Below are 22863 nucleotides of genomic sequence, written 5' to 3'. Positions count from 1 at the left end.
ACCCGTGCGCGTTCAGCTATCAGTTATCAGCTATCAGCTATCAGTTATTAGCTAATGCGCTACGCGCACGCGTGCGCGTTCAGCTATCAGCTTATGGGTTACCTCACAGCGTCGAAGCCTGTGCTACGGCTGACAACTGACCGCTGACCGCTGACCGCTTACAATAGGCTTATCAGTAATAGCAAGAGTAAGTAAATAGCGATCGCACAACAGTATTGGGCAAGCTGGTATTCACAGGAGTCCAACTTTCTGAACCCTCTGCTGTGGCGGGAATGCGATGTTCAACAATAGTCAGAGAAGCAGTCCCAATGGTTACCCAGCTTTCCCCGCCATCAGTGGAGCGAAACACATTACCACCAGTGGCTCCAGCAAACAGATGGCCTTGAGAGTTAATCGTCAGGGCATGAATATCAGTATTGGTCAATCCTTGGTTAATGGGAATCCATTCCTGACCACCATCGGTAGAGTAAAAAATACCCTTATGAGTGCCAGCAAAAACCACATCTTGCCAGGTAGCCAAAGCTCGGATATCAGCATTTTTCAATAGACCTGTAGACACGGAATTCCAATTGTTTCCGCGATCGGTAGAGTAAAAAACACCACCTGCGATCGCACTATACTTACGCTTGGTATCATCTGGTAACTCTTTCCAATCGGGAGCATTGCTACCAAATAGGTTAATTTGCTGTCGAAAGGCAAAGACTTGGAGGGATTGGATGCTGGGTTGGTCCGGTGCTGGGGACCAAGTAACTTTGGTGTAACCGTCTTGAGCTTTATGGCGGCAGCCCCGCGCTGTACCCGATAGGGTCAGCGTCGGGAAGGATAGCCCGGTGATGGAATGAAATGGAATCACCAACTAATAATCCTGGGGGACAGGGAGACGAGCTATAAAACTCCTAATCAATTCAGATGGGGTCATCCCTCTCTTGTCGGCTTCCTGTTTTAATTGTCGTTTTTCAAAGTCAGTTACTCTGACTATCAACTTTTTATCTTTGATGTTTTTACTGTTATGGGTTGTCATATGGCTACCCATATGTTAGACTAATAATAGGTCGATAAGCAAGAGGACAAAAATGATATCTGCATATCAATACCGGTTAAGACTGACAAAGTCGCAAATTACAAAAATAGAGAAATGGCTGGATATGTTGCGTCATCAGTACAACTATTTGTTGGCAGATAGGTTTAATTGGTTTGAGCAAAATCGCTGTTCTATTAATTCTTGTCCCCTTGTTTGTCATTTACCAGATCTAAGAAACAATCCTGACTACTTTTCCCAAAAAAGAACTCTACCTCAGTTAAAGAAAGACAGACCTTGGTATAGTGATATTCATGCTCACGTATTACAGGATTGCGTTAAAAAAGTAGATTTGGCTTTCAAGCGGTTTCTTAAGGGAGATAGCAATGGTAAAAAGAGCGGAAGACCTCGATTCAAAAGTAAAAATAGATACAAGTCATTTACTTTTCCGTCACTTTCAAATAATCCAATAAATGGCAACATTTTGACTCTTCCAAAATTTGGGAAAGTCAAAATGATTTATCACAGACCTATTCCAGAAGGATTCAAAATAAAAACAGCTACTATAACCCGAAAAGCTGACGGCTATTACGTCACGCTGTCAATCCAAGATGGTACGGTTCCGGATATTATCTCAGTAGACAGCATCGAAAATCCCGTCGGAATAGATATGGGTCTTAAGTCTTTTCTGACAAAGTCTGATGGTTCAGAGGTACCAATACCCCAATACTATCGAAAAGCTCAAAAACGGTTAAAGAAAATTCAAAAAGCTGTTAGCCGTTCTAAGAAAGGTAGTAACAACAGTAAGAAAGCTGTTATTAAGCTAGGAAAAGCTCATAAAAAAGTGGCTGACACTCGAAAAGATTTTCATTTTAAAACAGCCAAAAGTTTGCTAGACGAATATGATCTAATCGCTCACGAGAAGTTAAATATTAAAGGTTTGGCCAGAACTAAAATGGCTAAATCTGTATTGGACGCTGGATGGGGACAATTTCTGTCAATACTATCAAACAAAGCCGAAAATGCTGGTTTGCTTACAGTTGCAGTAAATCCTCGAAATACCAGTCAGAACTGTTCTAATTGTGGCACGAAAGTACCTAAAAAATTAAAAGACCGCATCCATTCTTGTCCTCATTGTGGATACACGAAAGATCGCGATGTGAATGCGGCTAAAAACATATTGAATTTGGCGGTGGGGCGTCCCGTCAGGAGTAAAGCTTGCCGAGTAACCGAAGGGGTACCTGGTGTTGGCAAGAAGCCCGCGTTGTCCCGTCAGGGCAACGTCGGGAGTACGTCACTATTGGGTTCAACGGTTTGTAAGGTCAGAAAATGACCTTGATTGGATGCTGCTGCAGACGGGTCGATTAGTATCAGTAAGTTACCAGGTTGGAGTTGGGTATTGATGCCTTCTAGGAATAGTTCGGTAGTGTTACTACTAATTGACTGGGTTTGTTTGACCCAAGGTCGATAAGGAGTCAGGGCATTCCATTGTGCTCTCGCTTCAATCTGCTCAATAGTTTCAAAAGTCTGAGGTAGTTCCCCTTGTCCTGGAACACTTTGAACTTTGGTTCCTTTGGGAACTGTAGCAACGCTAGTCGTACCAGGGGTATCGTCAACGGTGAAAGCTAGGAAAGTACTAGCTGCAACACCAGGATTGAGCTCGTAGCCGATAGTGCGAGTTAATTCCAGAACCGAGAGCCGTTCAGTGGCTGTGTTGAGATACCCTTCATTAGCAATCCGTTCTTGGTAGAAGCTAAGCACATCAACAACAGTAGCTAAGCTATCCAGAAATGCGATCGCAGGGTCATCTCGGTGGCTGGTATTCAGAGTAGCCAGAGGTCGGTGCCTTGGTCTGAGTCATTTGGGGAAGCCGTTTGAGTACGCAGACCGGCTAGCATCCGTTGGAAGCTGGTGCCATGGGTGCTAACTCGATACGCTAATGTGGTTAGGCCAGGGGAATTGTAGTGAGATGTCATATGTATAGAACAGGGAGTGTGGGGCGGGGGCGCGGGGAGATGGGGAGATGGGGAGATGGGGGGATTTTTATTAAGGGTCATTATCCGGACATCCTATCCTATATAATAGAACTGGGAACAGGTACGGTAGAGCCCTAATTATCCGGACATGATATTATTTGATCGCTGCCAGAGCGCGATCACGACAAAGCTTCAGCCGTTCAGCTAAAACCAGCACTTGGGGTTCCCGGATAACCGAGAAATGGTCCCCCGGAATTTCGTGTACTTCTATTTCCCCACCAATGAAATTGCGCCAACCTAGAGTGGGATCACCAGCTATGTTTATGGGCTGCTCGCTGGAATTGAACAGGGCAATATTCCCTGGATAAGGTTGCGCTTCATAATTATAAGACGCAAAAGCCGTAGTTTTAAAAACCTCGAACAAGCTTTCAACATCCTCCACTTTTACCTCTTCCGGCAGCAAATCAAACATTTTAGCTCGTTCCAGGACATATCCCAATCGCTGCTCTGGCATCAGTTGTTGGAGTTGAGCGACAGATACCGGCACTTCCTTCCCCCGAGGAGCGCTCATTTCCTGAGCAAATTCTCTTGGATAGTAAATATCCAGACCCAAGTTTCTTCCAGGCGTGCTGTCAACTAGAAGCCTGTGGTGTTCTGGAGCCGAGGATTGTATCAGTGCTAGCAATGCTAAGGTATCCCCTTGTTGGTGTAACTGTTGTGCCATTTCTAATGCTAAGTGACCGCCCACGCAAAAACCAACTAAATAGTAGGGACCCCGAGGTTGAATAGTTTTAATCCCTTTGATGTGGTGAATAGCGAGGTCCTTGAGAGTGCTAAAAGGTTCCCGTTCCCCATTGAGACCGGGGGCTTGCAAGCCGTAAATCGGTTGCTCGGTCCCCAGATTGCGGACTAAATCCAGATAAAATAAGACGGTGCCGCTGCTGGGAGGGACTAAGAACACAGGTGGTAAATTTCCATCGGGCTGCATTGCCACCAGGGTAGACATTGACCGAGAATCTGGGTCAGAGCGAATAGAAGTAGCCAGCTGCTCGATAGTCGGACTTTGTAACAGCGCGGCCAAAGACAGATTTTTGTCCAACTGCCGTTGAACCCGAGCGATTAAGGCGATCGCTAACAACGAATGACCACCGATATCAAAGAAATTATCTCGGACTCCTATGGGAGAAACCTCTAAAACCTCCGACCAGATTTGTGCCAGTTGTAATTCAAGGGTATCCCGAGGTGCAATAAAATTAGCATTGCTACCGCTAGTTCCCTCCGGTGCGGGAAGCGCCCGGCGGTCAATTTTGCCATTGGGAGTCAGGGGCAGCGAATCTAGCATCACAAAAGCCGAAGGCACCATATAGTCCGGCAGCTTTTGCTTGAGAAAATCCCGCAGTTTCGCTGTCAGTTCTCGCACCTGCTTCCGATACAAAGGGTTATTGGCAAAATCGCTCCAATTCTTCCAAGGAGATAGAGAGCGAGGCCCATCGAAAACTATTGTCGGAACCACATAAGCCACGAGACGCTTATGACCGGATTGGTCTTCCCGGACGATGACGGCAGTTTGCCCAACTTCCGGGCGGGTCCCCAGTACCGCTTCGATTTCTCCTGGTTCGATGCGGAAGCCACGAATTTTTACCTGGTTGTCGATGCGACCGAGAAGTTCGATGTTACCGTCCGGGAGATAGCGTGCCTTATCCCCCGTTTTGTACAGACGTGCTCCTTCCTCTTGGCTGAAAGGATTGGCAATAAACTTTTGCGCGGTTAATTCCGGACGGTTGCAATAGCCTCGGGCTAGACCCACACCGCCGATATGCAGTTCCCCCGGTACGCCGATGGGAACCGGTTGCAGAGCATCGTCGAGAATATAGAGAAGTATGTTGCCAAAGGGTTTGCCGATGGGAACTGGAGACTCTAGGGCTAGATTAATCTCGGTACTTTCAAAATAGCAACTGTCAATAGTTGCTTCGCTCGCTCCATAAGAATTTACCAACCGAGTTTGGGCACCGCAGAACTGCCGAAATTGTTGGTATTCTTTGACAGACCAACTATCAGAACCGATCACCAGTAATCCCATGAAATCCAGGTTTTGCTTGGTATTCTCCAAATACTCAATTAAATACCTGATCACTGCTGGCACAAATTCGGCGCAATCGACTTGCTCTTGGAGCATCAACCGATACAGCTTTTCCGGTTCCAACAAAAATTCCCTCGGACAGAGAACTAATTTGGCTCCTGAACAAAGGGCTCGCACCCAATCTCCTGTAAAAACATCAAAGGAGAAACTCGCCATTTGCAGATGGCTGTTTTCTGGACTTAGTTGATAGGCTTGCTCCCAAGCTCGATAAGCATTCACCAGACTTTGATGCTCGACTTGCACCCCTTTTGGCTTTCCCGTCGAGCCTGAAGTGTAGATGACGTAAGCCAAAGAAGTCGGTTTGGCACGAAGCCCGAAATTTTCCTGACTATACTGAGAAATGACCGACCAATCTTTGTCCAACAAAACGACCCGCCCCTGGCTTTCTGGCAGTTGAGCCACGGATTTTTCTGAAGCCAACAGCAAAAACAGTTGGGAGTCTTGTAGCAAATAAGCCAGGCGATCGCGCGGATAGCTTGGGTCTAAGGGCAAGTAAGCCCCGCCCGCTTTGAGAATGCCCAGCAATCCTACCATCATTTCGATAGAGCGCTCTACGCAAATCCCTACCATTTCCTCCAGACCGACTCCGATCGATTCTAAATAGCGAGCTAATTGATTCGCGCGATCGTTCAATTCTCGATAGGTAATTTGTTCCTGCTGAAAAACTACAGCCACCGAATCAGGCGTTCGTTCTACCTGCTCTTCAAATAACTGATGAATGCACTTATCTTGCGGATGGTCTGTGAAATTATTGTTCCATTGCACTAACAATTGATGTGTTTCCTCTGCCGTCAGCAGGGGTAAAAACGCAATTTGCTGCTCTGGATTAGCAACAATCGACTCTAGCAAACAAATAAACTGTCTTGCCCAGCGGTGAATAGTTTTGGCATCAAACAGGTCGGCACTATATTCCCAGATGACATGGAGAGATTTGCCAATTTCCTCAATTCCCAAACTCAAATCAAATTCCGAACCCTGTTCGTGTACGGCTAAGTATGGCTCCATAGACAGTACTTCTTCCCCTACCAGGCTCTCGGGTGTCTGCGGATTGTACCAGCGATGCTTGCGCCAAGTGAAATCAACTTGAATTAGGGGATTTCGGCTGGCATCTCGGGGAGGCTTGAGCCGTTGTACTAATAAATCGAAGGGATAATCTTGATGAGCTTGTGCCTCTGTTACCGTCCGATGGATGCGGGCGATAAATTCTGCGAAGGTAGGATTGTCTGCTAGATTTGCCCGCAATACCACCTCGTTGGCAAAGTAACCGACAATGCTTTTAAACTCCTCAACGCTCCACCTTGCTGCCATTGGGCTTCCTACCAGGATGTCGTCTTGGCCTGATAAGCGATGTAACAGGACAAAGAAGGCAGCCAGCATAGTCCGATAAAGACTGACTCCTTGCTCGGCAGCCAGTTGTCGCAGTTTCTTGATCAGTCCTCCATCAAGTTGGACAATATGGAATTCATTCCGACCGCTCAAAACCTTGGGTCGCCTTCTGTCTGTTGGCAAATTCAAAGTCGGTAAGGAGTCGGCGAGTGTTTGGTGCCAATAGCGAAAGAGTTCTTCTCCTCGGGCGGACTCTAGCATCTGGGTAGCCCAGGACACATAGTCGGCATATTGCCAAGGGGAATCTGGCAGCAAGTTAGCAATTTTTGCTTCTGGGAACTTCTCGACCTCTGCCGCATATAAAATTTGGAATTCTTTGAGAAGCAAGTCAAAAGACCACCCATCGCCTACAATGTGGTGCAGGGCGATTAATTGGACAAACTCTTGGGTTGAGCGGGCAAACAGCCTCAGCCGCAAGACCGGGCCCGTTTCTAAATTGAAGGGACGCTCTACCGCTACCAGAATTTTGCGCTTTAACTCGTCCTCGTCCCATCCAGAAGCGTCTGTTACTTCAATCTCAACCTTGGAGTCTTGACTAACTACTGCAACGGGTTTGCCGTCCCGATTCCTATAGGTAGTTCGCAGAATCGAATGTCGTCCAACCAGCTTCTGCCATGCCCTCCGCCAAGCCTCTAGGTCTAACTCGACCGCCAGACGAGTGGTTATAAATATGTTGTAAGCTACACTTTCTGGATTCTTCTGGTATATGAACCATAAGGCTTGCTGTCCCTGTGAGAGAGGGGAAAAACACTGATCGTTTTCTCTAAATTGCTTCTGCATTCGGACTCTATGCAATAAAAATTTGAGAGTACTTTTTCAATTACTTACAGTTGTTTACCTACCTACCCCCAACCCTTGAAAATAGTGGATCAGTTGCTTGGCTTTGCCATTCAACTTCCTATCAATCAGTTAGTTGTAATCAAATACAAAAAGACATTTGCGATTTTATCACAGGGCAAATGCCTATTATGAATAAACCAGGGATAGTTCTCAATAAACCCTGGCTTATTGTGCTTGTTGACAAGGTATTTTACACATATAGTGTTTTTTAACAGTTATCAAACACTATATATAGCAATTCTTGAGAATTGCTAAAATATGCAAAATCTAAAATCCTTGGTGGGCAAGGGTTATAGCGTCGGCCAAGCCGACGCTACGCGAACGCTTCGGGCACTATAATTTCACGAATAATATAGGATTGCTATATAGGACTGAGGGAAATTAGATGGGTTTTCCCTCTCACCCTCCCCACAATCCTTTGAGTTATTGAGTTACCACAAAAAGATGCATCCTCTAATTAAAAACCCCCTAGTAAATAAAACTGACTTCTGCCATTTTCAGGAGTTACCTTAGTTAAGCTTACTGGATGACGGTGTTGGGGGTTAGCCCCAGCCCTTAAGCCAGTGTTTGGGTCTCTTACCTCTTCAAAGATCAACACATCCCCTGGTTTCAAGGTCAGATGTCCAATTAATGTTGCTTTGGTCTCTTGCTTCGACAAAAACCATTCCCTTGCTCCCCAGGTATAAAATTTAATCTCATTGTGGGCAGCAAATAGTTCCTGGGAATGTAAGGTTTGAAAGGTTTTTGCCCCTTGAGCCCAGACCTCACTCTTAGCAGAGGAATCAGGATCGATTACCGACCCTTGACCAGAAACATGGGTTAGTAAAAGAGTTCCTTTTGCTAGCAGCACCTGATCAGTATTTACTGCTACCTGCACCCAGACTCTAGCATTGCAGCCCTCGTGCAACACGTAATCTACCAGCCTGCCGTGGCGGCGTACAGACGTGCGGCGGCGAGCTGTACCAAGGTAGGCTTCAGTAGCTACAGCATCCTGATAGTAACTGAGGTACTCAGCAGAGTAGGCCAACTAAACAGGTAAGGGGTCTCCCGTTATACCCGCGCATGAAGCGCGGGAGGGGAATTACCTGACGGGGTATCCTGATTTTGGACATAACTCTTTAATTGCTCGATCGTCACGCCACCACAGGAAGCCACAAAATAAGATCCTGTCGGTGAAAACTTTTTTGTCTCCGTAAAACCGCTTCAAGTATTCAGAAAATCAGTAACGAATTAATCTACTGGTCACAGTTTTGATATTAGCTATTAGTTTAACTGGAGCCACCTTAGGATTAAGGTCAACAAGTAAGTGAATATGATCTTTCTCTGCGTTAAATTCCACGCTTATTGCAATCCCATTTGACACAAGTATCAGAGCAAATCTGCTTTAACCTGTTCGCGCAGCGTCGGCTCTGCCGAATCAAAATTTGCTCGCTATATGACAAGTCGTCTATACTTGGTTACTAGTACAATATGCACAGTAAGACGATAGACAGACCTATTTGCCCTTGTGTAATTACCTTTCATAGTTTTACAGTAAATGCTATAATAAATCTATGATACTCACCTACTGCTACCGAATCAAGCCAAGCCTCGAACAAATTGTCACCATGGAAAGGTGGCTCGAACTACTGCGCCGTCACTGGAACTATGCTTTAGGTCAACGACTTGACTGGCTAAATCGGACTCGTTCTGGGATTGATAGGTGCAGTTTAGCGAGTGAGCCAATTGGAGAAATCCCAGAGCCAGTAAACTATTACACTCAGCAAGCAGCTCTCAAAGAAACCAAAAAACTGTTTCCCGAATACAAAAAAATTTATGCAGAAACCCAACAGGTAAATTTACAACGTCTTAACAAAGCGTGGGACAGATGGCGAAAACCTGATGCTAGCGGCAAGCGTGGAGGTAGACCTCGTTTTAAAAAACCTGGAGAGCTTCGATCGCGCAGCGTGACCAAAGGTCAATCGTTTGTATATCCAAGAGTGAATAGTTCTAAGGCGGGCGCACATTTAGTTGATGGTGTTCTAAAACTAAGCCGAATTGGATCAATCCCTGTCATAATGCATCGACCATTACCTGAAGTGCGAAGCTTGCCCGAAGGGCGTAGGCTTTATCCTTAAGCAATGCACTATTGTCAAAAAGGCCGATGGTTGGTACTGCTGTCTTTCAATGAAAGACGATACTGTGCCTGAACTACTACCCATAGATTCAGTCAAGTCTGCCGTCGGTATTGACGTTGGCTTGGAAAAATTTTTGACCACTTCCGATGGCGAGGCGGTACCTATTCCGCAGTTTTACAGGAAGGCTCAGGAAAAGCTTGCTCAGGCTCAGGGAGTAATGTCTCGTCGCGTGAAAGGGTCAAATAACTGGAAAAAAGCCAAACATAAAGTAGCTTTGTTACATCTTCATCTGACCCGATGCAGAAAAGAATTTCATTATCAGGTTGCTCATTGGCTGTGTAGTAAATATGACTTGATTGCTCACGAAAACCTAAATATCAAAGGACTCGCCAAGACTAAGTTGGCAAAATCGATACATGATGCAGCCTGGGGAGCATTCTTGGAAATATTGCAAGTAGTGGCGGTAAAACGCGGCTTGTTAGTCCAGGAAGTTAATCCACGTGGCACAAGTATTGAATGTTTTAATTGTGGCTCTAGGGTCAAAAAAAGTTTAAGTGTACGCGTTCATTGCTGTTCTAGTTGTAACGTCAAAGTCGATTCGGCGAAGCCGACGCTGCGCGAACGTGACTGGAATAGCGGGATCAACATTTTGAATCGTGGATTATTGGCGGTTGGACTGCCGCTCAATGGCTGGGGTAAATCAATACAGGATATTGAGGAACAGCAAGTCTCATTTGTGAATTTGAGAAGCCCACATCATAATCTTTGATTTGATGTGGGAGTAGTCACTACTTCCACCAGCGCAATCCCTAAATCCGCAGGATTGCGCTCTAGCCATTGAGGTATCACTTCCGACAAGCGGTTGAGCATTAATTGCCGAAAGCTGCTATAATCTTTCGCTAAGTAATCTATCTCCGGTACCGACAGGGTTTCTATATCACTTGAAGGTACTGGTTGCGGGTCAAAAGTAACTTGGTCTGGGCGTTTGAAGGAAAAATTAAGCCGCTCAAAAAACGGATCTACATTGCTAATATTAAGCAGTTGTAGGGTATAGGTAGATAAATCACTAACCTGGGACTTAGTAGGAGCTTTGTATTCCAGCAACAGCGTCAGCACATTCCCACTAGGTGGTTGGATTTCCAGGAGCCTAACATCAGTAGTTGAAACCGCCGTACCTCTAGTGATGCGAATATTTCTAGAGGTCAGGTTTGAGAGCACGTCCTGGGTTGCTTGTGCGGAAGCTGGTACAAAATGAAGCTAATGGGCCCACTTATTCGGTTCATTCGGTGTCTGTTGTGATTCCACCTGAATGTAATCCAGCCCGATCTGTTTAGTTTGACGACTAAGAGTGATCCGGCGTTGGTATCGGAACATGTGTTCAGCTGTTACCAAGTCTGTCATCATCACAACCCTCGCTCAAGCTCAGTTACCTGACGCTGTTGATTACGCCGAATCACATACTGGACTGTGACTCGCAACTTAGTATCTTCACTCTTTACTTCCACCCTCTCAACTTGAATTAACTCCCCTAACCACTGCTGCAACGACCCTTGAACCAGAAACTGAACCGCAGTACTCAGTTCCTCACTATTCGGAGAAAAGACCAGCTGCATCAGACTGCAGCCCAAGGTCGGGCGGTTGACCCGTTCTCCTGGGGAGGCTAGGGAACAGCAGCAATAAGTATAACAAAGTATAATAAAGTCTAGAATTATATGTTAGACTTTAATTATGGCATTAGTACCAATCCGTAAGGCGGTCGAACTTACAGGACTCTCTAGAAACACTTTGAGGAAGTATGCAGACAATGGCACGCTCAAATGTGAGCGGACTCCAAGCGGATATCGCCTCTTTGACACAAACAGCCTCCTCAGTCTCGGAAAAAACAAAGGGAGTGGACAAGCTACAATCTGTTACTGCCGAGTCAGTAGTGGTAAACAATTTGACGACCTCGCCAGACAGATCGCCTACATGCACTCCCTCTTCCCGGAAGCGGAAATCGTCAAAGACATCGGTTCAGGACTCAACTACAAAAGAAAAGGTCTTCGAGCCATACTGGAACGACTTATGCGTGGCGATCAACTCACAATTGTTGTTGCCTATCGAGACAGACTCACCCGCTTTGGGTTTGAACTTTTTGAGCACTTAGTCAGTCTCAACGGTGGAAAAATCCTGGTTCTCGACAACCCTGAAAGTTCTCCAGAATCAGAACTTACCGCAGATCTTCTCTCCATCATTCACCTCTTCTCTTGCCGGGTTCACGGACTCAGAAAATACGGCCAAAAAATCAAAGAAGATTCGAGTGTTCCTAAACCCTGAACAGCGAGCAATTGTCCGCCACTGGTTTGGGGTATCCCGTTACGTTTTCAATAAGACCGTCAAAATACTCGAAAATGGCGAAGTTAAAGCAAATTGGAAAGCCATGAAAACTGGTATTATAAATGACCTTCCTGAATGGTGTAAGACAGTGCCTTATCAAATCAAATCTATAGCGATAAAGGATGCTTGTACCGCTGTCAGGGTCAGAAGTTACCGCAAGGATAGGGTCGCCTTTATAGTTGGCAGGCTCAAAGACGAAACCTTAGAATAAGGCAGCCTTTATGGTTGGTCGGCTATGGGAAAAAGGGTTAAAACTTATTGATTAAGGCTGCCTTATTCTTACGGTAACTTCAAATGCAGATAAGGGTTAAAACTTATTGATTAAGGCTCCACTAACAATCAGGTTTCGTCTCCGGAGGCCAAGAAAAAATACACAAAGACAGCGCAGATTAATCGGGTAAAGTTCAGATATCGGAAAAATTTGGTACAAACTTGTTATATTCCAAAGTCGGCGGTTTCTATTAAAGGAATTTATTACACGATATTAGGTGAAATAACCTTTACTGAAACACTTCCCGTTCGCGCAGCGTCGGCTACGCCGAATCACATCTGCGATTGTTGATTGACTAGCACCAACGGGGACTATTATTTAGTAGTTCCCTATAAGACAACTCAAGGAGAAACCGAAAACCAAGGTAGAGTAGTTGCCTTAGATCCTGGTGTTAGAACATTTTTGACATTTTTCAGTGAGACTTCTATTGGGAAGATTGGCCATGGTGACTTTTCTCGGATCCAACGATTATGTCATCACTTAGACAATTTAATTTCAAAAATTAGCAAAGCTAAGGGTAAGCAAAAGCGTCGAAGGAGAAAAGCCGCCAGGAGGATGATTATTATAATTCAAAATCTGGTAAATGAACTGCATCACAAAGCGGCAAGATTCCTAGTTGATAACTTTGACGTCATACTGCTTCCTACCTTTGAGACGTCTGAGATGTCTAAAAAGCAAAATCGATAACTTAGATCTAAAACGGTTCGCAATATGCTTTCTTTTGCCCACTATCGGTTTAAAGAGTTCTTAAAGCATAAAGCAGCCGAAAACCGAAAAATAGTTGTTGATGAAAGCGCAAGCCTATACTAGCAAGACTGTTAGCTGGACTGGTGAACTAGTCAATATCGGCGGGAGCAAGATTATCAAATCAAAAATCGATAACCAACAAATGGATTGACCTTTGGTCACGCTTCGCGAACGTGACATCAATGGCGCTCGTGGGATATTCCTACGGGCTTTGGGAGATACCCCCTGGCTGAGAGATTCGGCAAAGCCGACACTTCGTGAACAGCTTGCATTGGCGGGTAATGGTCTATCTTGGTAGACTTTGGTAGCTAAAAAGTATCGGTAAACAGTAATTGTTCCATCAGCTGAGGGATGTGTTCCTCAGAGGTAGCCTCTGCTGTCCGCCTCCGCCCATCGATTTGGAAAGGATAGCCTATCTCCATTGCTACATAGATAGCTCTGACAACTCATTCACCCTTAGCCTGCTCCCTAAGTGAGTTTATCTGGCTTACCAGGTTGGGTTGATTTGGGTTAAAAATAGTGAAACCCAACCTTGGTAAGGGTTTGGTTCGGTTTTGTTACTGCTCCAGGGCTCTCTAGGGAAAATCTTTGATTTTGGGAGTTTTCTGGAAAACTATTGAAGCGATCGCTTGAAAATGCGAACGCGCCCCGCGTGACCTACGGTCAATCGCACAAGCGCGGAAGCTGAGGCCTTTTGGCCAAGGTCAATCGCATTCACAAATCTTAATAATTTCTAGACTACTTTGCTGCAACTGGAAGTTTGAATTGTTTGCTATAGGGTACCTAAATCAATGGTGAGAATTTTTGATGCCATATTCCCGAATCCCGACTCCCGACTCCCTGTTCCCTTTTAGATAACTGGGGTTTTAGGGGACAATAGTATTCCCTGAATTTTATATCTAAGTCTCTGAAGAAAACCTGCATCTGGGGGCAGGGCTAACCTCAATCCACCGATGATTTGTTGTAGGTCATCATTAGTCAATTCATCTAGAAAACTTTCCGGGTCATCAAATAATTCAGCACCACTGGGTTTGAGGTCATTAATCTTGATATTACTCATGCCGTTTATTCTCCAAGTAATATATAGTTTGAGGCTCAATCCATGAGGATTTTATGGATTAATTATCATCCTAGCTAGCTGAACTTAACTATCCATGAAAGTAAATAATCTAATAAGACATAAAAGTAAAAATTATGTCTTATTACTTACGCATCAAACCCGGTTTATTGTAAGGGATAAACTATCAGCTATCAGCTAGAGAACAGGGAACAGCGGATCTGGGAACAGGGAGTAGGGAGTAAGGAACAGGGAGTAGGGAGTAAGGAACAGGGAACAAAAATTATCACAATTCCTACACGGATTGCTATATCAGCTATCAGCTATAGGCTGAAGGCTGACCACTGAACGCTAAATGCTTACACCAATCCGTGGCGAGATTAGTTCATACTTGATCAGGATCCACTCCCATAGCTCGTAAGCGAGCAGCCAGTTGCTCAGCTCGTTGTTGAGCTTGGGTGGCTTGTTGTTGAGCTTGAGTGGCTTCTTGTTTAGCTTGAGCTGCTTCTTCTTCAGCTTGCACTGCTATCTCTTCAGCAGTAGGTAGCACAATTCCCTCTAAGGTAGCCCAACGTAACCAAGTAGTATCGACATTATTTTTATACACCCCTTGCCAACGGACTAAGGCTAATCCTAATCTTTCGCTAATTAGTCGTCCTTGTTCATCTTCAGTTAAAGGCTGATACACGCCATTGTGCAACCTAAATCCGGCAAAATCTTCTGGATTAAAGGGGTCGAACCAAAAATATTCTGGTACTCTGACTTGGTCTTGATAGACTACTTTTTTAGTAGTTTTATCGGTGTTGGCTGTACTGTCAGAAATTAGCTCAATGATGACATCAGGTGGTATCACCTACTCAACGATAACGCCAATAGCTACGGTATCGTTGAAACTCGGAAAAAAAACTAGCACTTGGTTCTATCTTTTTTGACAAAAATATGGTATTAGATTTGCTACACTAGCTATTCTATTAGTAGTCAAATTTTATAGAACAGCGTTTAAACAACCGCAATGGGCGTAGCCCATTCTCTTTTTTTCGCAAATTCCAAATTGCCTTTCCAACGCAGCTCGATCTGATCGCACATATACTCAGCCATCTCTAGTCCTCTTTTACGCATCTGCTCGTCGAGGACTGCTTCTGTAAACAAATCCTCGTCAATAATCTGATGCTGTTGATTAACAAGACCACCCGGTTCCACACCAGAATGAATGTCGCCCACATACTCCAATTGAATTCCGGTCTCTTCGGCGAATTTCCTGGCAATGGGAGCCGTCTTGCCAAAGAGGAGGTGAGCAAAGAATTCCAGAGGTGCGATTAAACTGTAGCGCAATAGGGGATCTTGTGCTTCGTGGGCTAATGCTACTATGCCATAGATGAAGGCACGGTCTAGCTTTCTGTGATCACCATAAATGAACTCAAGCCCCTCTGAGAATTTCATGGTTCGGTTCAACTCTAGTTTTTGCAGGTCTCGTAGATACCACTCCCAGTGCGTACCATCCTGTAGGCAATGATCGTTAATTAACCTTTTTAGTTCGTCTGTGGCTGCCTCGGAGGAGGGATAGGGAAAAATCAGTTTGTTTAAGTCCATAAAACCCATCACAAACGCGGATATGTGAGGTAGCCACAAACTGAGGCGATCGCGAGCACTAATTGAATCGTCATCTAGCCACAGAATAAACGGGTTCTGTTTTGCTTGATTTGTGCGGTTGCGAATATACCCTAACACTTCTTTCATTTTGTCTTGAACTCTCAGTGAAAACGCAGAACAAATTATCAAAATCTCTAAGAGTCTAACAATTTTAGGTAACAACCAGTTCGAGGGAATTCCCTGTTCCTGTTGCTTTGTCGATTTCCTGCTCAAAGAACGCCTGTAATCTCTGGGCATAGAGCTTCTGAGCCTGAGTCGGATCGGATTCACCGATGTATTCCAAAGATTGAATCAGAGGCCGATCCCCCGGATACCCATCCGGTCGCCAATCGTTATCCAAATGTTCAGGTAGATGATATTCCTGTACCAGGGTTGAGCCATTAAAGCGTCGAATCACTGGATGGAGATAAGCATCGTTATAAGCCTTGTCTGGATCAGGTTCCCGGTCTACCTTCAGCGAATCACCTTCAAAATGTCCGTACTCCATAGTAATTATGTAGTAGTGATTGTGCTGACCCAAATCAGTGTCATGGACATAGTCTACTGGCAGATCTTCGTAGTAATACCCTGTGGCACCAGATTTAAGAATAACCAGTAAATCGCAGAGAAAACCCGGTTGAAGAAAGAGGGCAGCACTTAAACTCACCCTTTCAATCACTGCTTTGACAATGCTTTTTGGATTCACTGGAATCGAATCATAGGGCAAAGGCACTGCATGATATTTCTGAGCGAGAATCTGACTTAGAGCTTGGATATTGTGGCGAAATCCATGGACGAAACCGGACATGGTTTTCTTAAAATCCCGACACTGCATAATCGTGCCTGCAAAATATAAATCCTTCACATTAATGGATTCCCATTCGCTGGTCAGAGCTGGAAACCGATTATTAATAGTTAGTTCTGGCTTGCATGTCTGATCAAATATAGAAGCGTCGAACCGGAACCCCGTACAAACCAGAACTTGATCATAGGCTAAAATGGCTTTCTGGCCTTGGGCATGAGAAAATTCAATGTGAACACAATACTCTCCGTCTTTCCATTCTATCTTATGAACCTTGGCATCTAAGATGGCGTTTTGACCTTTCAACTGGTAAGTGTCAATAAACTCATTGTTGACCCCCCGTATATGGCCAACATAGTGGGTATTCCACGCCATTTTGATAGATTCAGGACTGCATAAGTGAATGGCCCGAGCAGTTTCTACCAAAGAATTAGCAGTTTCTAAGGCAGAATTTGATTTACCTAAAATCAACACCCGTTGATCAATAAAGTTGTCAGGATTAATGTCGAAATCATAATAGTTTTCGGTGAGTTCGATTCCTGTAATCTCGGGAATATAGGGTTGGGAAACCCCCGTTGCCATCACCAAACAACCACAGACATAACTGTTTCCTTCTTCATCTACCACTGTGAACCGATCTGTTTTACTAATTTTCGCAACCTTCGCTTCATATTTAATATTAAGCTCAAAGCGCTCGGCATAATCTTGTAGATACTTAACATAATCTCCCGCATCGGGGAAATAACGGCGACTGTAATTAGTGAAAGACATCTGATCATCATCACACAGCAAGGAATGCCAGTCATATCTAAGCTGCGCCTCTCGTTCCTTGTAGCCAGTATAGACCTTGTTAATTGAGATTAACTTGCGATGTCGAGGAAATTTTTCATAAAAATTCCCGGCTTTTTGTCCTGCCTCCAAGATGAGGTAGTTTATGCCATTTTTTTTCAGAAAGTATCCCAGTTGCAATCCTGCTGGACCTGCACCAACAATCAAGTAATCTAATTCTGCGGTTTTGTTCATTTTCAAGCAATTCCCTTTGAGCCACCGATTTATTCTCAAAAACAGGACAAGGCGAAGAAGCCGAATAGGTATTGGCTGAAGTTCACACTCAGGTATTTTGGCTATGCTTATTGAGTCTTTTCAGTCAACCCGGTTACAAATCACATTTTAACCGGGTTGATTATACCATAATTTCGCAAGAAAGCCCACGCCATAAGGCACGTTGTTTTTAAAAACACGCAAGATCTAGGACTCTGTACCCAGTCATACTATTGTTCTCTACCACCCAAAGCCAAGATTTACAGAACTTTTGGACTGATGCAAGCACATTCGTACAGGGGAACTTCAGTATAACCGATACCCTAAAGGTAGCTCCAGACGGTAGTGTTGCCAAAATGGGGTTGATCCTATAGTATTACATGGTGATTGGTTTTTAGATAGATTAATGTTAAGTGAATTACAGAAGCAAAGATTACCAAGATTGTTTGCAATGTATGACGCAGACAATAACGGTTTCATTGAGTCAGCCGATTTTGACCAGTTTCTAAAAAGCTACTCGCAGTTTCGCAGTTGGGCACCGGGCTCACCCCAGTACGATTCCATTCAATCGAAGTTAACGTCTCGTTGGAATACTATGCAAAAGTTTGCAGACACTAATGGTGACAACAAAATCTCTTTGGATGAATGGCTGGTATATATGGACAATATACTCAATGACCCAGAAGCTTATGAGGCGCAACTACATGGCATTGCAGCTTTGGCCTTTAGCGTATTTGATGTTGATGGGAACGAGCAACTTGATTTAGAGGAATACAAACAGTATTTTCGAGTCCATAACCTTGATGAAAATTCTGCTAAGGAGGTATTCAAACGGCTCAATTTAAACGATGATGACTACATTTCTAAAGAAAAACATATGGAGCTGATCGATCAGTTCTTCCGTAGTGATGATTCAGAATCACCTGGTAATTTGCTCTTTATTAAAGCAATATAAAACATTACAAGGTTTGGGTCACAGAGATTGTCCTGATTAAAGAATATGTTGGAGTCATGACTCAATACGATTATGTGTTGATTGGTGCCGGATCAGCGGGTAGTGTCGTCGCTAACCGTCTTACAGAAAACCCTGAAACGACAGTATTGCTACTCGAAGCAGGTAGTCCCGATACCAAACCAGAAATCCAGGTTCCCATGGCATGGCTTAAACTACTAGGCTCCGAGGTGGACTGGGCATACTTCACCGAAGAAGAACCATACTTGAACAGGCGCAAACTCTTTCATCCACGGGGCAAAGTCTTGGGTGGCAGCAGTTCGATCAATGCCATGGTTTACATTCGAGGTAATGCCCAGGATTATGACCGCTGGGAAGCCTTAGGCAATCGGGGTTGGAGTTACCAGGATGTTTTACCCTACTTCAAGAAATCGGAGAATCAGCAGCGGGGAGCTTCGGAGTTTCACGGAGTATCAGGACCACTTTACATCACCGATCCACTTGCTCCGAGCACAGTGTCGAAATGCTTTGTCGAAGCCGCCATCTCAAAGGGCTATGGGTACAATCCCGATTTCAATGGTAAGCAGCAGGAGGGCGCAGGACTTTACCAACTGACCGTGAAAGATGGCAAACGTCAAAGTACAGCAGTGGCGTTCTTGGATCCGATTATGTCTCGCCCCAATTTAACCATTAAAACAGGAGCATTGGTTACTCGTATACTGTTTGAGGGAAGGCGTGCAGTTGGGGTCGCCTATGTTGAAAATGGGACAGAGCATCACGTTAAGGTCAACCAAGAAGTGATTCTCAGTGCTGGAGCGTTCGATTCCCCCAAGCTATTGATGCTTTCTGGGATTGGTCCAGCAGAACACCTACGGGGGTTAGGCATTCCTGTGGTGCTCGATCTACCGGGTGTAGGTCAGAACCTCCACGATCACCCCCTTGTCTTTGTAGGCTACCAAGCCACTCAGGAACTGCCCATTTCACCAACTAGCAATATTGGGGAAGCTGGATTGTTCCTGCATACTCAGAGCAATGTAGAGGTTGCACCCAACCTACAGTTTATCTATACTTTGCTCATACCTAACAATCCTGACTTTGCCTACAAAGGTCCAGGATTTAGTATTAAAGTCATCAACAACCACCCTCAGAGTCGCGGCAGTGTCAGGTTGAGTACGCCCTCTCCCAATGAAGCACCGCTGATCCGGGTGAACTATCTCCAGGATGAATCCGATCTGAAAGTGTTAGTTGAAGGCATTAAAATTGCCCGTCAGCTTGCCCATTTCGAGGGATTTGATCAGTTTCGAGGTAAGGAAGTCGCCCCAAGTGCCGAGGTATCTAGCGACGAAGCAATTCAAGCCTACATCCGACAAATCTGCGCTCCGACATACCACCCCGTCGGCACGTGCAAAATGGGGACTGACCCGATGGCAGTTGTTGACTACCAACTCAGGGTACATGGAATTGATGGATTGCGAGTCGTAGATGCCTCGATTATGCCAGTCATCACCACGGGAAACACGAATGCGCCGACGATTATGATTGCCGAAAAGGCAGCGGATTTGATTAAGACTTTGAAGAATTAGCAGCGGTAACCTGGAGTGTTGACTATGATATAGCCTTTTCATTTTTAATTAACAGCTGGCGTTGCTGAATTTAAGTATGAATTTCTGACGGAGTTGTCACCCCGTCAGCAGCAACACCTTAATTCTTTCGTTCGCGAAGCGTGACCAAACGCGAACGCGCTATATAATGCGATCGCATAAGCGCGGAAGCTGAGGCCGTAGGCCACGCTACGCGAACGCTTCATCGCGAAGCGTGACCAAACGCGAACGCGTGGCCTTTTGGCCAAGGTCAATCGCATTTCCACTCTTGTGTTAGTAGTCAATTTTTCTAGGACAGCATCGGTATAGTTGTTAATGCTTCCAATAAGTATGATGCGTAAGCGTTTCCACTCTTGTATTAGTAGTCAATTTTTCTAGGACAGTATCGGAATAGTTGTTGATGACTTCGATTAGTTCGATGGCTACCCAATTCCACTCTTGTATTAGTAGTCAATTTTTCTAGGACAGTATCGGAATAGTTGTTATAGAAAAGGGAACAGGGAACAGCGGATCTGGGAACAGAAATATGTCTTAACCTTGACTTCGACTGCTATATTTAGTCCGATTAGTAAGATGCGATCGCGTAGCGTGACCAAAGGTCAATCCCGTAGCGGCTCGTACCGAGCATCGCAATGCCACTCTTGTATTAGTAGTCAATTTTTCTAGGACAGTATCGGTATAGTTATTTATTACTGGGTAAGTCACGATGCCTACCCAATTCCACTCGGCTGTTAGTAGTCAACTCCTATAGGACAACATCGGAATAGTTGTTGATGACTTCGATTAGTAGGATGCGATCGCGTAAATCAGATCTAAGCGATCGCCTTCTGTAACCGTGACTTCTAAAAGCGTCGGCGCTTTCCCCCTGAGGCAGGAAGCGCCGACGCTTGTAGGAAATTACTCGATTATCGGAGCTGGTGAAGGTGGCTGTTTCTATATTGTAGTAACGGCTAGTGGCTTGAAACATAGCTTCAAAACTTGTAATTTAAATGCATATTAGGTTAGCATTTCTCTATGGATTGAAAAAAATACAGTTGTTTACATAACCCAGTCGTTTTGTCAAGTAGTTTAGAGCTGATTTATAAAGTAAACCTTAAGAATACTCAAGCCCTTGAGGCGATAACAAGATTATTTGACAATAATCAAGGTCGTGGTGTTTAATTAAATTCGTAATGTCCCTTAGGAAAGCGGAAATGCAATTTCTCAATAACCGCTGGTTAACAAATTGGATCAGCAATTTATCAGGCAGGGTTACCCACCAGTCCATGCTCTATAGCTTTTTGTCTAATCAAATCTGGTAAGGGGGGGATATTGTCATCCCCTCGCAAGCGGGACAGTAAATATGCCCAAAAACAAATCCCTAATTTGCGCGATTGTCTTTTTCAGACCAATCATCGTATCTCTGGCTTTTCTTCCGGCCTCAGACCGAGTGCCACCACTAATTTTTCGACGGGTCACAAATTCTCGGATGTCAGATTCGGCGGCATTATTGTGCAGAGGGATCTCAGGGAAGTCGAGGACACGGAGCAATTGCTCCTTGTTTTGCCTAAATTGGTTCAATGCATTGTTCAGAGTGGGGTGGTGCAGATAACACCGACCAAAGATCTGATCAAAGTAAGCAGATAAGTGCTCCTTTTGCTTGGTACTCGGGTTTTTTTTATAGGCCTTTAACTGTTGATAGTACTCCCATAGGAGTGAAAGGACTTCCTCAATGTTCTCTCGAAACTTAGCGGTACTCCCCTCTAATTTACGGATGATTCGTTCAGCATGAACCCAACACAATCCATGAATGAGAATATTGAACTGTCTGGCTCCATCCGAGAGAATCAGCAAGTCTCGGTTGATACCACTCTCAATTAATCCACCCACCAAGGCCGCCTCAGTGACCCACTGGACCGCTTTGGTCTGGACAATGCCGATCGACTCTAAATAGGTATTCCACTGCTGAGGGCTATTCCCTAGCACCGTTGAACCAAAGCTTAATGCCTTCATATGTTTGTCCGCTAAGCCATAGGACTCTAAATATTGGCGGGCATCCTGATTGAGCACATAAATTGGGGCATTGGCTTGTAAGACTGATAAGAAGTTGCGTCGAGTCTTGCGAGGAGTACTGGCAAAGTAAGTAAACCATTGATTACCAATCACCGTGCAATATCCGTTCTTCCCACTGTGTCGTGCTCCGGTATCATCGGTGTGAACATACTTTGAGCATTTTAATCCTGCCGCTAAAACCGATGCCTGTTCAAGGTGAAACTGATCTATTTTTTGGCTGAGGTATGAATTGATTTGACCGATTGATATCTCGACGCCCCATTCCACTAGCTGCTCACGAATCAACGGTTGCGTCACTCGATTGTGATAGTACTCGTGCAAGATATATCCCACCAGTTCTGGCCCATAATGCCCTGTATTCCGGTACTGTGGTGGTAACTGAGCGCTGATGACCCCACCATCAGGCAACACATATTCGGCTAAATAGAAGCGGATGTTGTTGCGTTCTATGGAAAGCTCTTGAACATCATATTCTCGATATCCATTAAATCTTGCCCCTTCTGGCAGTTGAGAGGGTTCTATTTTCCATTTGGTGTCCACCACGAAGCGAGCTTTCTTACTCCGTTTAGCTGAACCCGGACGTTTCCCGTCTCCATGCTGTTGCTTCTGCTGCTTGCCAACGTTAAGCTTACTCGCACTCAGTTGGGGCTTTTTATTCAGCTTCTTTTTCGCTCGTAACTCTTCCTCCAATTCACCGATGCCCTTGGTCAGCTCTTTATTTTGCTTCTCGAGAGCTGCTATCATTTCAGCCTGTTGCCCGACAAGCACACGCAGCTTCTCGACCTCATGAAGGTCGGTGAGTTGGTCATCTTTCACTTGCACGGGGTTTTCAGTCATATCTTTGTTGAACCAGATTTA

Annotated in this window: 22 protein-coding genes and 3 pseudogenes; 8 read left to right on the top strand and 17 right to left on the bottom strand. The window is 44.8% G+C overall.

Annotation, left to right across the window (positions count from 1 at the left end; genetic code table 11):
- Positions 1-172: 172 nt before the first annotated feature.
- Together F6J99_RS13610 and F6J99_RS13605 are read right to left on the bottom strand one after the other, a co-directional pair.
- Complete coding sequence (locus F6J99_RS13610; RefSeq protein WP_293113384.1) at positions 173-856, bottom strand: hypothetical protein; 684 nt, start codon at positions 854-856, stop codon at positions 173-175.
- Positions 857-1021 (bottom strand): CopG family transcriptional regulator, encoded by a 165-nt coding sequence (locus tag F6J99_RS13605; protein ID WP_293113383.1) that lies wholly within the window; start codon positions 1019-1021, stop codon positions 857-859. It abuts the gene before it with no gap.
- A 52-nt stretch (positions 1022-1073) separates the two neighbouring features.
- On the opposite strand from F6J99_RS13605, the gene F6J99_RS13600 reads away from it, so the two are divergent.
- Complete coding sequence (locus F6J99_RS13600; protein ID WP_293113382.1) at positions 1074-2351, top strand: transposase; 1278 nt, start codon at positions 1074-1076, stop codon at positions 2349-2351.
- Here F6J99_RS13600 and F6J99_RS13595 read toward each other — a convergent pair.
- The 5 genes and pseudogenes from F6J99_RS13595 to tnpA all read right to left on the bottom strand — a co-directional run bounded on the left by F6J99_RS13595 (position 2291) and on the right by tnpA (position 8958).
- On the bottom strand, positions 2291-2779 hold the full coding sequence (locus tag F6J99_RS13595; RefSeq protein ID WP_293113381.1) for a hypothetical protein: 489 nt from the start codon (positions 2777-2779) through the stop codon (positions 2291-2293). The two genes, F6J99_RS13600 and F6J99_RS13595, sit on opposite strands and share 61 nt — an antisense overlap.
- Positions 2780-2841: 62 nt before the next feature.
- Positions 2842-2994: a hypothetical protein gene (locus tag F6J99_RS13590; protein ID WP_293113380.1), complete on the bottom strand. Its 153-nt coding sequence runs from the start codon at positions 2992-2994 to the stop codon at positions 2842-2844.
- 154 nt (positions 2995-3148) lie between these two features.
- Complete coding sequence (locus F6J99_RS13585; RefSeq protein WP_293113379.1) at positions 3149-7300, bottom strand: non-ribosomal peptide synthetase; 4152 nt, start codon at positions 7298-7300, stop codon at positions 3149-3151.
- 517 nt (positions 7301-7817) lie between these two features.
- Positions 7818-8387 (bottom strand): hypothetical protein, encoded by a 570-nt coding sequence (locus tag F6J99_RS13580; RefSeq protein WP_293113378.1) that lies wholly within the window; start codon positions 8385-8387, stop codon positions 7818-7820.
- Positions 8388-8410: 23 nt separating this feature from the next.
- Positions 8411-8958, bottom strand: a pseudogene (tnpA, locus tag F6J99_RS13575) (IS200/IS605 family transposase).
- 9 nt (positions 8959-8967) lie between these two features.
- Here tnpA and F6J99_RS13570 point away from each other — a divergent pair.
- A pseudogene (locus F6J99_RS13570) lies at positions 8968-10246 on the top strand (transposase).
- On the opposite strand, the gene F6J99_RS13565 reads toward F6J99_RS13570, so the two are convergent.
- Positions 10234-10695 (bottom strand): hypothetical protein, encoded by a 462-nt coding sequence (locus F6J99_RS13565; protein WP_293113377.1) that lies wholly within the window; start codon positions 10693-10695, stop codon positions 10234-10236. The pseudogene F6J99_RS13570 and the gene F6J99_RS13565 overlap by 13 nt on opposite strands.
- A gap of 185 nt (positions 10696-10880) precedes the next feature.
- The gene (locus F6J99_RS13560; protein ID WP_293113387.1) at positions 10881-11171 is read right to left on the bottom strand and encodes a GPW/gp25 family protein; all 291 of its coding nucleotides are present in this window, start codon (positions 11169-11171) and stop codon (positions 10881-10883) included.
- A 34-nt stretch (positions 11172-11205) separates the two neighbouring features.
- On the opposite strand from F6J99_RS13560, the gene F6J99_RS13555 reads away from it, so the two are divergent.
- From F6J99_RS13555 to F6J99_RS13540, 4 genes and pseudogenes are all read left to right on the top strand, one after another.
- Positions 11206-11793: an IS607 family transposase gene (locus F6J99_RS13555; RefSeq protein WP_070391298.1), complete on the top strand. Its 588-nt coding sequence runs from the start codon at positions 11206-11208 to the stop codon at positions 11791-11793.
- Positions 11696-12013 (top strand): annotated as a pseudogene (locus F6J99_RS13550) (helix-turn-helix domain-containing protein); the annotation flags it as partial. The gene F6J99_RS13555 and the pseudogene F6J99_RS13550, both read left to right, overlap by 98 nt.
- Positions 12014-12415: 402 nt before the next feature.
- Positions 12416-12811 carry a transposase gene (locus tag F6J99_RS13545; RefSeq protein ID WP_293113376.1) on the top strand — a complete coding sequence of 132 codons (396 nt, stop codon included), beginning with the start codon at positions 12416-12418 and terminating at the stop codon, positions 12809-12811.
- Between the two features lie 214 nt (positions 12812-13025).
- Complete coding sequence (locus F6J99_RS13540; protein ID WP_158069423.1) at positions 13026-13169, top strand: hypothetical protein; 144 nt, start codon at positions 13026-13028, stop codon at positions 13167-13169.
- Positions 13170-13721: 552 nt separating this feature from the next.
- Here the strand turns inward: F6J99_RS13540 and F6J99_RS13535 are convergent.
- The 4 genes from F6J99_RS13535 to F6J99_RS13520 all read right to left on the bottom strand — a co-directional run bounded on the left by F6J99_RS13535 (position 13722) and on the right by F6J99_RS13520 (position 17382).
- Complete coding sequence (locus tag F6J99_RS13535) at positions 13722-13931, bottom strand: bacteriocin (protein WP_075896877.1); 210 nt, start codon at positions 13929-13931, stop codon at positions 13722-13724.
- A gap of 382 nt (positions 13932-14313) precedes the next feature.
- Complete coding sequence (locus F6J99_RS13530; protein ID WP_293113375.1) at positions 14314-14781, bottom strand: Uma2 family endonuclease; 468 nt, start codon at positions 14779-14781, stop codon at positions 14314-14316.
- Positions 14782-14927: 146 nt separating this feature from the next.
- Entirely contained in the window at positions 14928-15665 is a 738-nt protein-coding gene (locus F6J99_RS13525) for a hypothetical protein (RefSeq protein ID WP_293113374.1), read from the bottom strand.
- Between the two features lie 64 nt (positions 15666-15729).
- On the bottom strand, positions 15730-17382 hold the full coding sequence (locus tag F6J99_RS13520; protein WP_293113373.1) for an NAD(P)-binding domain-containing protein: 1653 nt from the start codon (positions 17380-17382) through the stop codon (positions 15730-15732).
- Positions 17383-17806: 424 nt separating this feature from the next.
- On the opposite strand from F6J99_RS13520, the gene F6J99_RS13515 reads away from it, so the two are divergent.
- Together F6J99_RS13515 and F6J99_RS13510 are read left to right on the top strand one after the other, a co-directional pair.
- The gene (locus F6J99_RS13515) at positions 17807-18355 is read left to right on the top strand and encodes an EF-hand domain-containing protein (protein ID WP_149030787.1); all 549 of its coding nucleotides are present in this window, start codon (positions 17807-17809) and stop codon (positions 18353-18355) included.
- A gap of 56 nt (positions 18356-18411) precedes the next feature.
- Positions 18412-19935, top strand: a complete 1524-nt coding sequence (locus F6J99_RS13510; RefSeq protein ID WP_293113372.1) for a GMC family oxidoreductase N-terminal domain-containing protein — start codon at positions 18412-18414, stop codon at positions 19933-19935.
- Positions 19936-20039: 104 nt separating this feature from the next.
- Here the strand turns inward: F6J99_RS13510 and F6J99_RS13505 are convergent, their stop codons facing one another.
- From F6J99_RS13505 to F6J99_RS13490, 4 genes are all read right to left on the bottom strand, one after another.
- Positions 20040-20237, bottom strand: coding sequence for a hypothetical protein (locus tag F6J99_RS13505; RefSeq protein ID WP_293113371.1), 198 nt, complete (start codon positions 20235-20237; stop codon positions 20040-20042).
- Between the two features lie 247 nt (positions 20238-20484).
- Entirely contained in the window at positions 20485-20658 is a 174-nt protein-coding gene (locus tag F6J99_RS13500) for a hypothetical protein (RefSeq protein ID WP_293113370.1), read from the bottom strand.
- Between the two features lie 40 nt (positions 20659-20698).
- Positions 20699-20920: a hypothetical protein gene (locus tag F6J99_RS13495; RefSeq protein WP_293113369.1), complete on the bottom strand. Its 222-nt coding sequence runs from the start codon at positions 20918-20920 to the stop codon at positions 20699-20701.
- 347 nt (positions 20921-21267) lie between these two features.
- A complete protein-coding gene (locus F6J99_RS13490) occupies positions 21268-22842 on the bottom strand; it encodes a transposase (protein WP_293113368.1) in 1575 nt (524 codons plus the stop codon).
- Positions 22843-22863: the final 21 nt, after the last annotated feature.

The sequence above is a fragment of the Moorena sp. SIO4G3 genome (assembly GCF_010692305.1).
GTDB classification, from domain to species: domain Bacteria; phylum Cyanobacteriota; class Cyanobacteriia; order Cyanobacteriales; family Coleofasciculaceae; genus Moorena; species Moorena producens_A.
The sequence above is the reverse complement of the archived record's forward strand: the minus strand, read 5'-3'. Positions and strand labels throughout refer to the sequence as shown.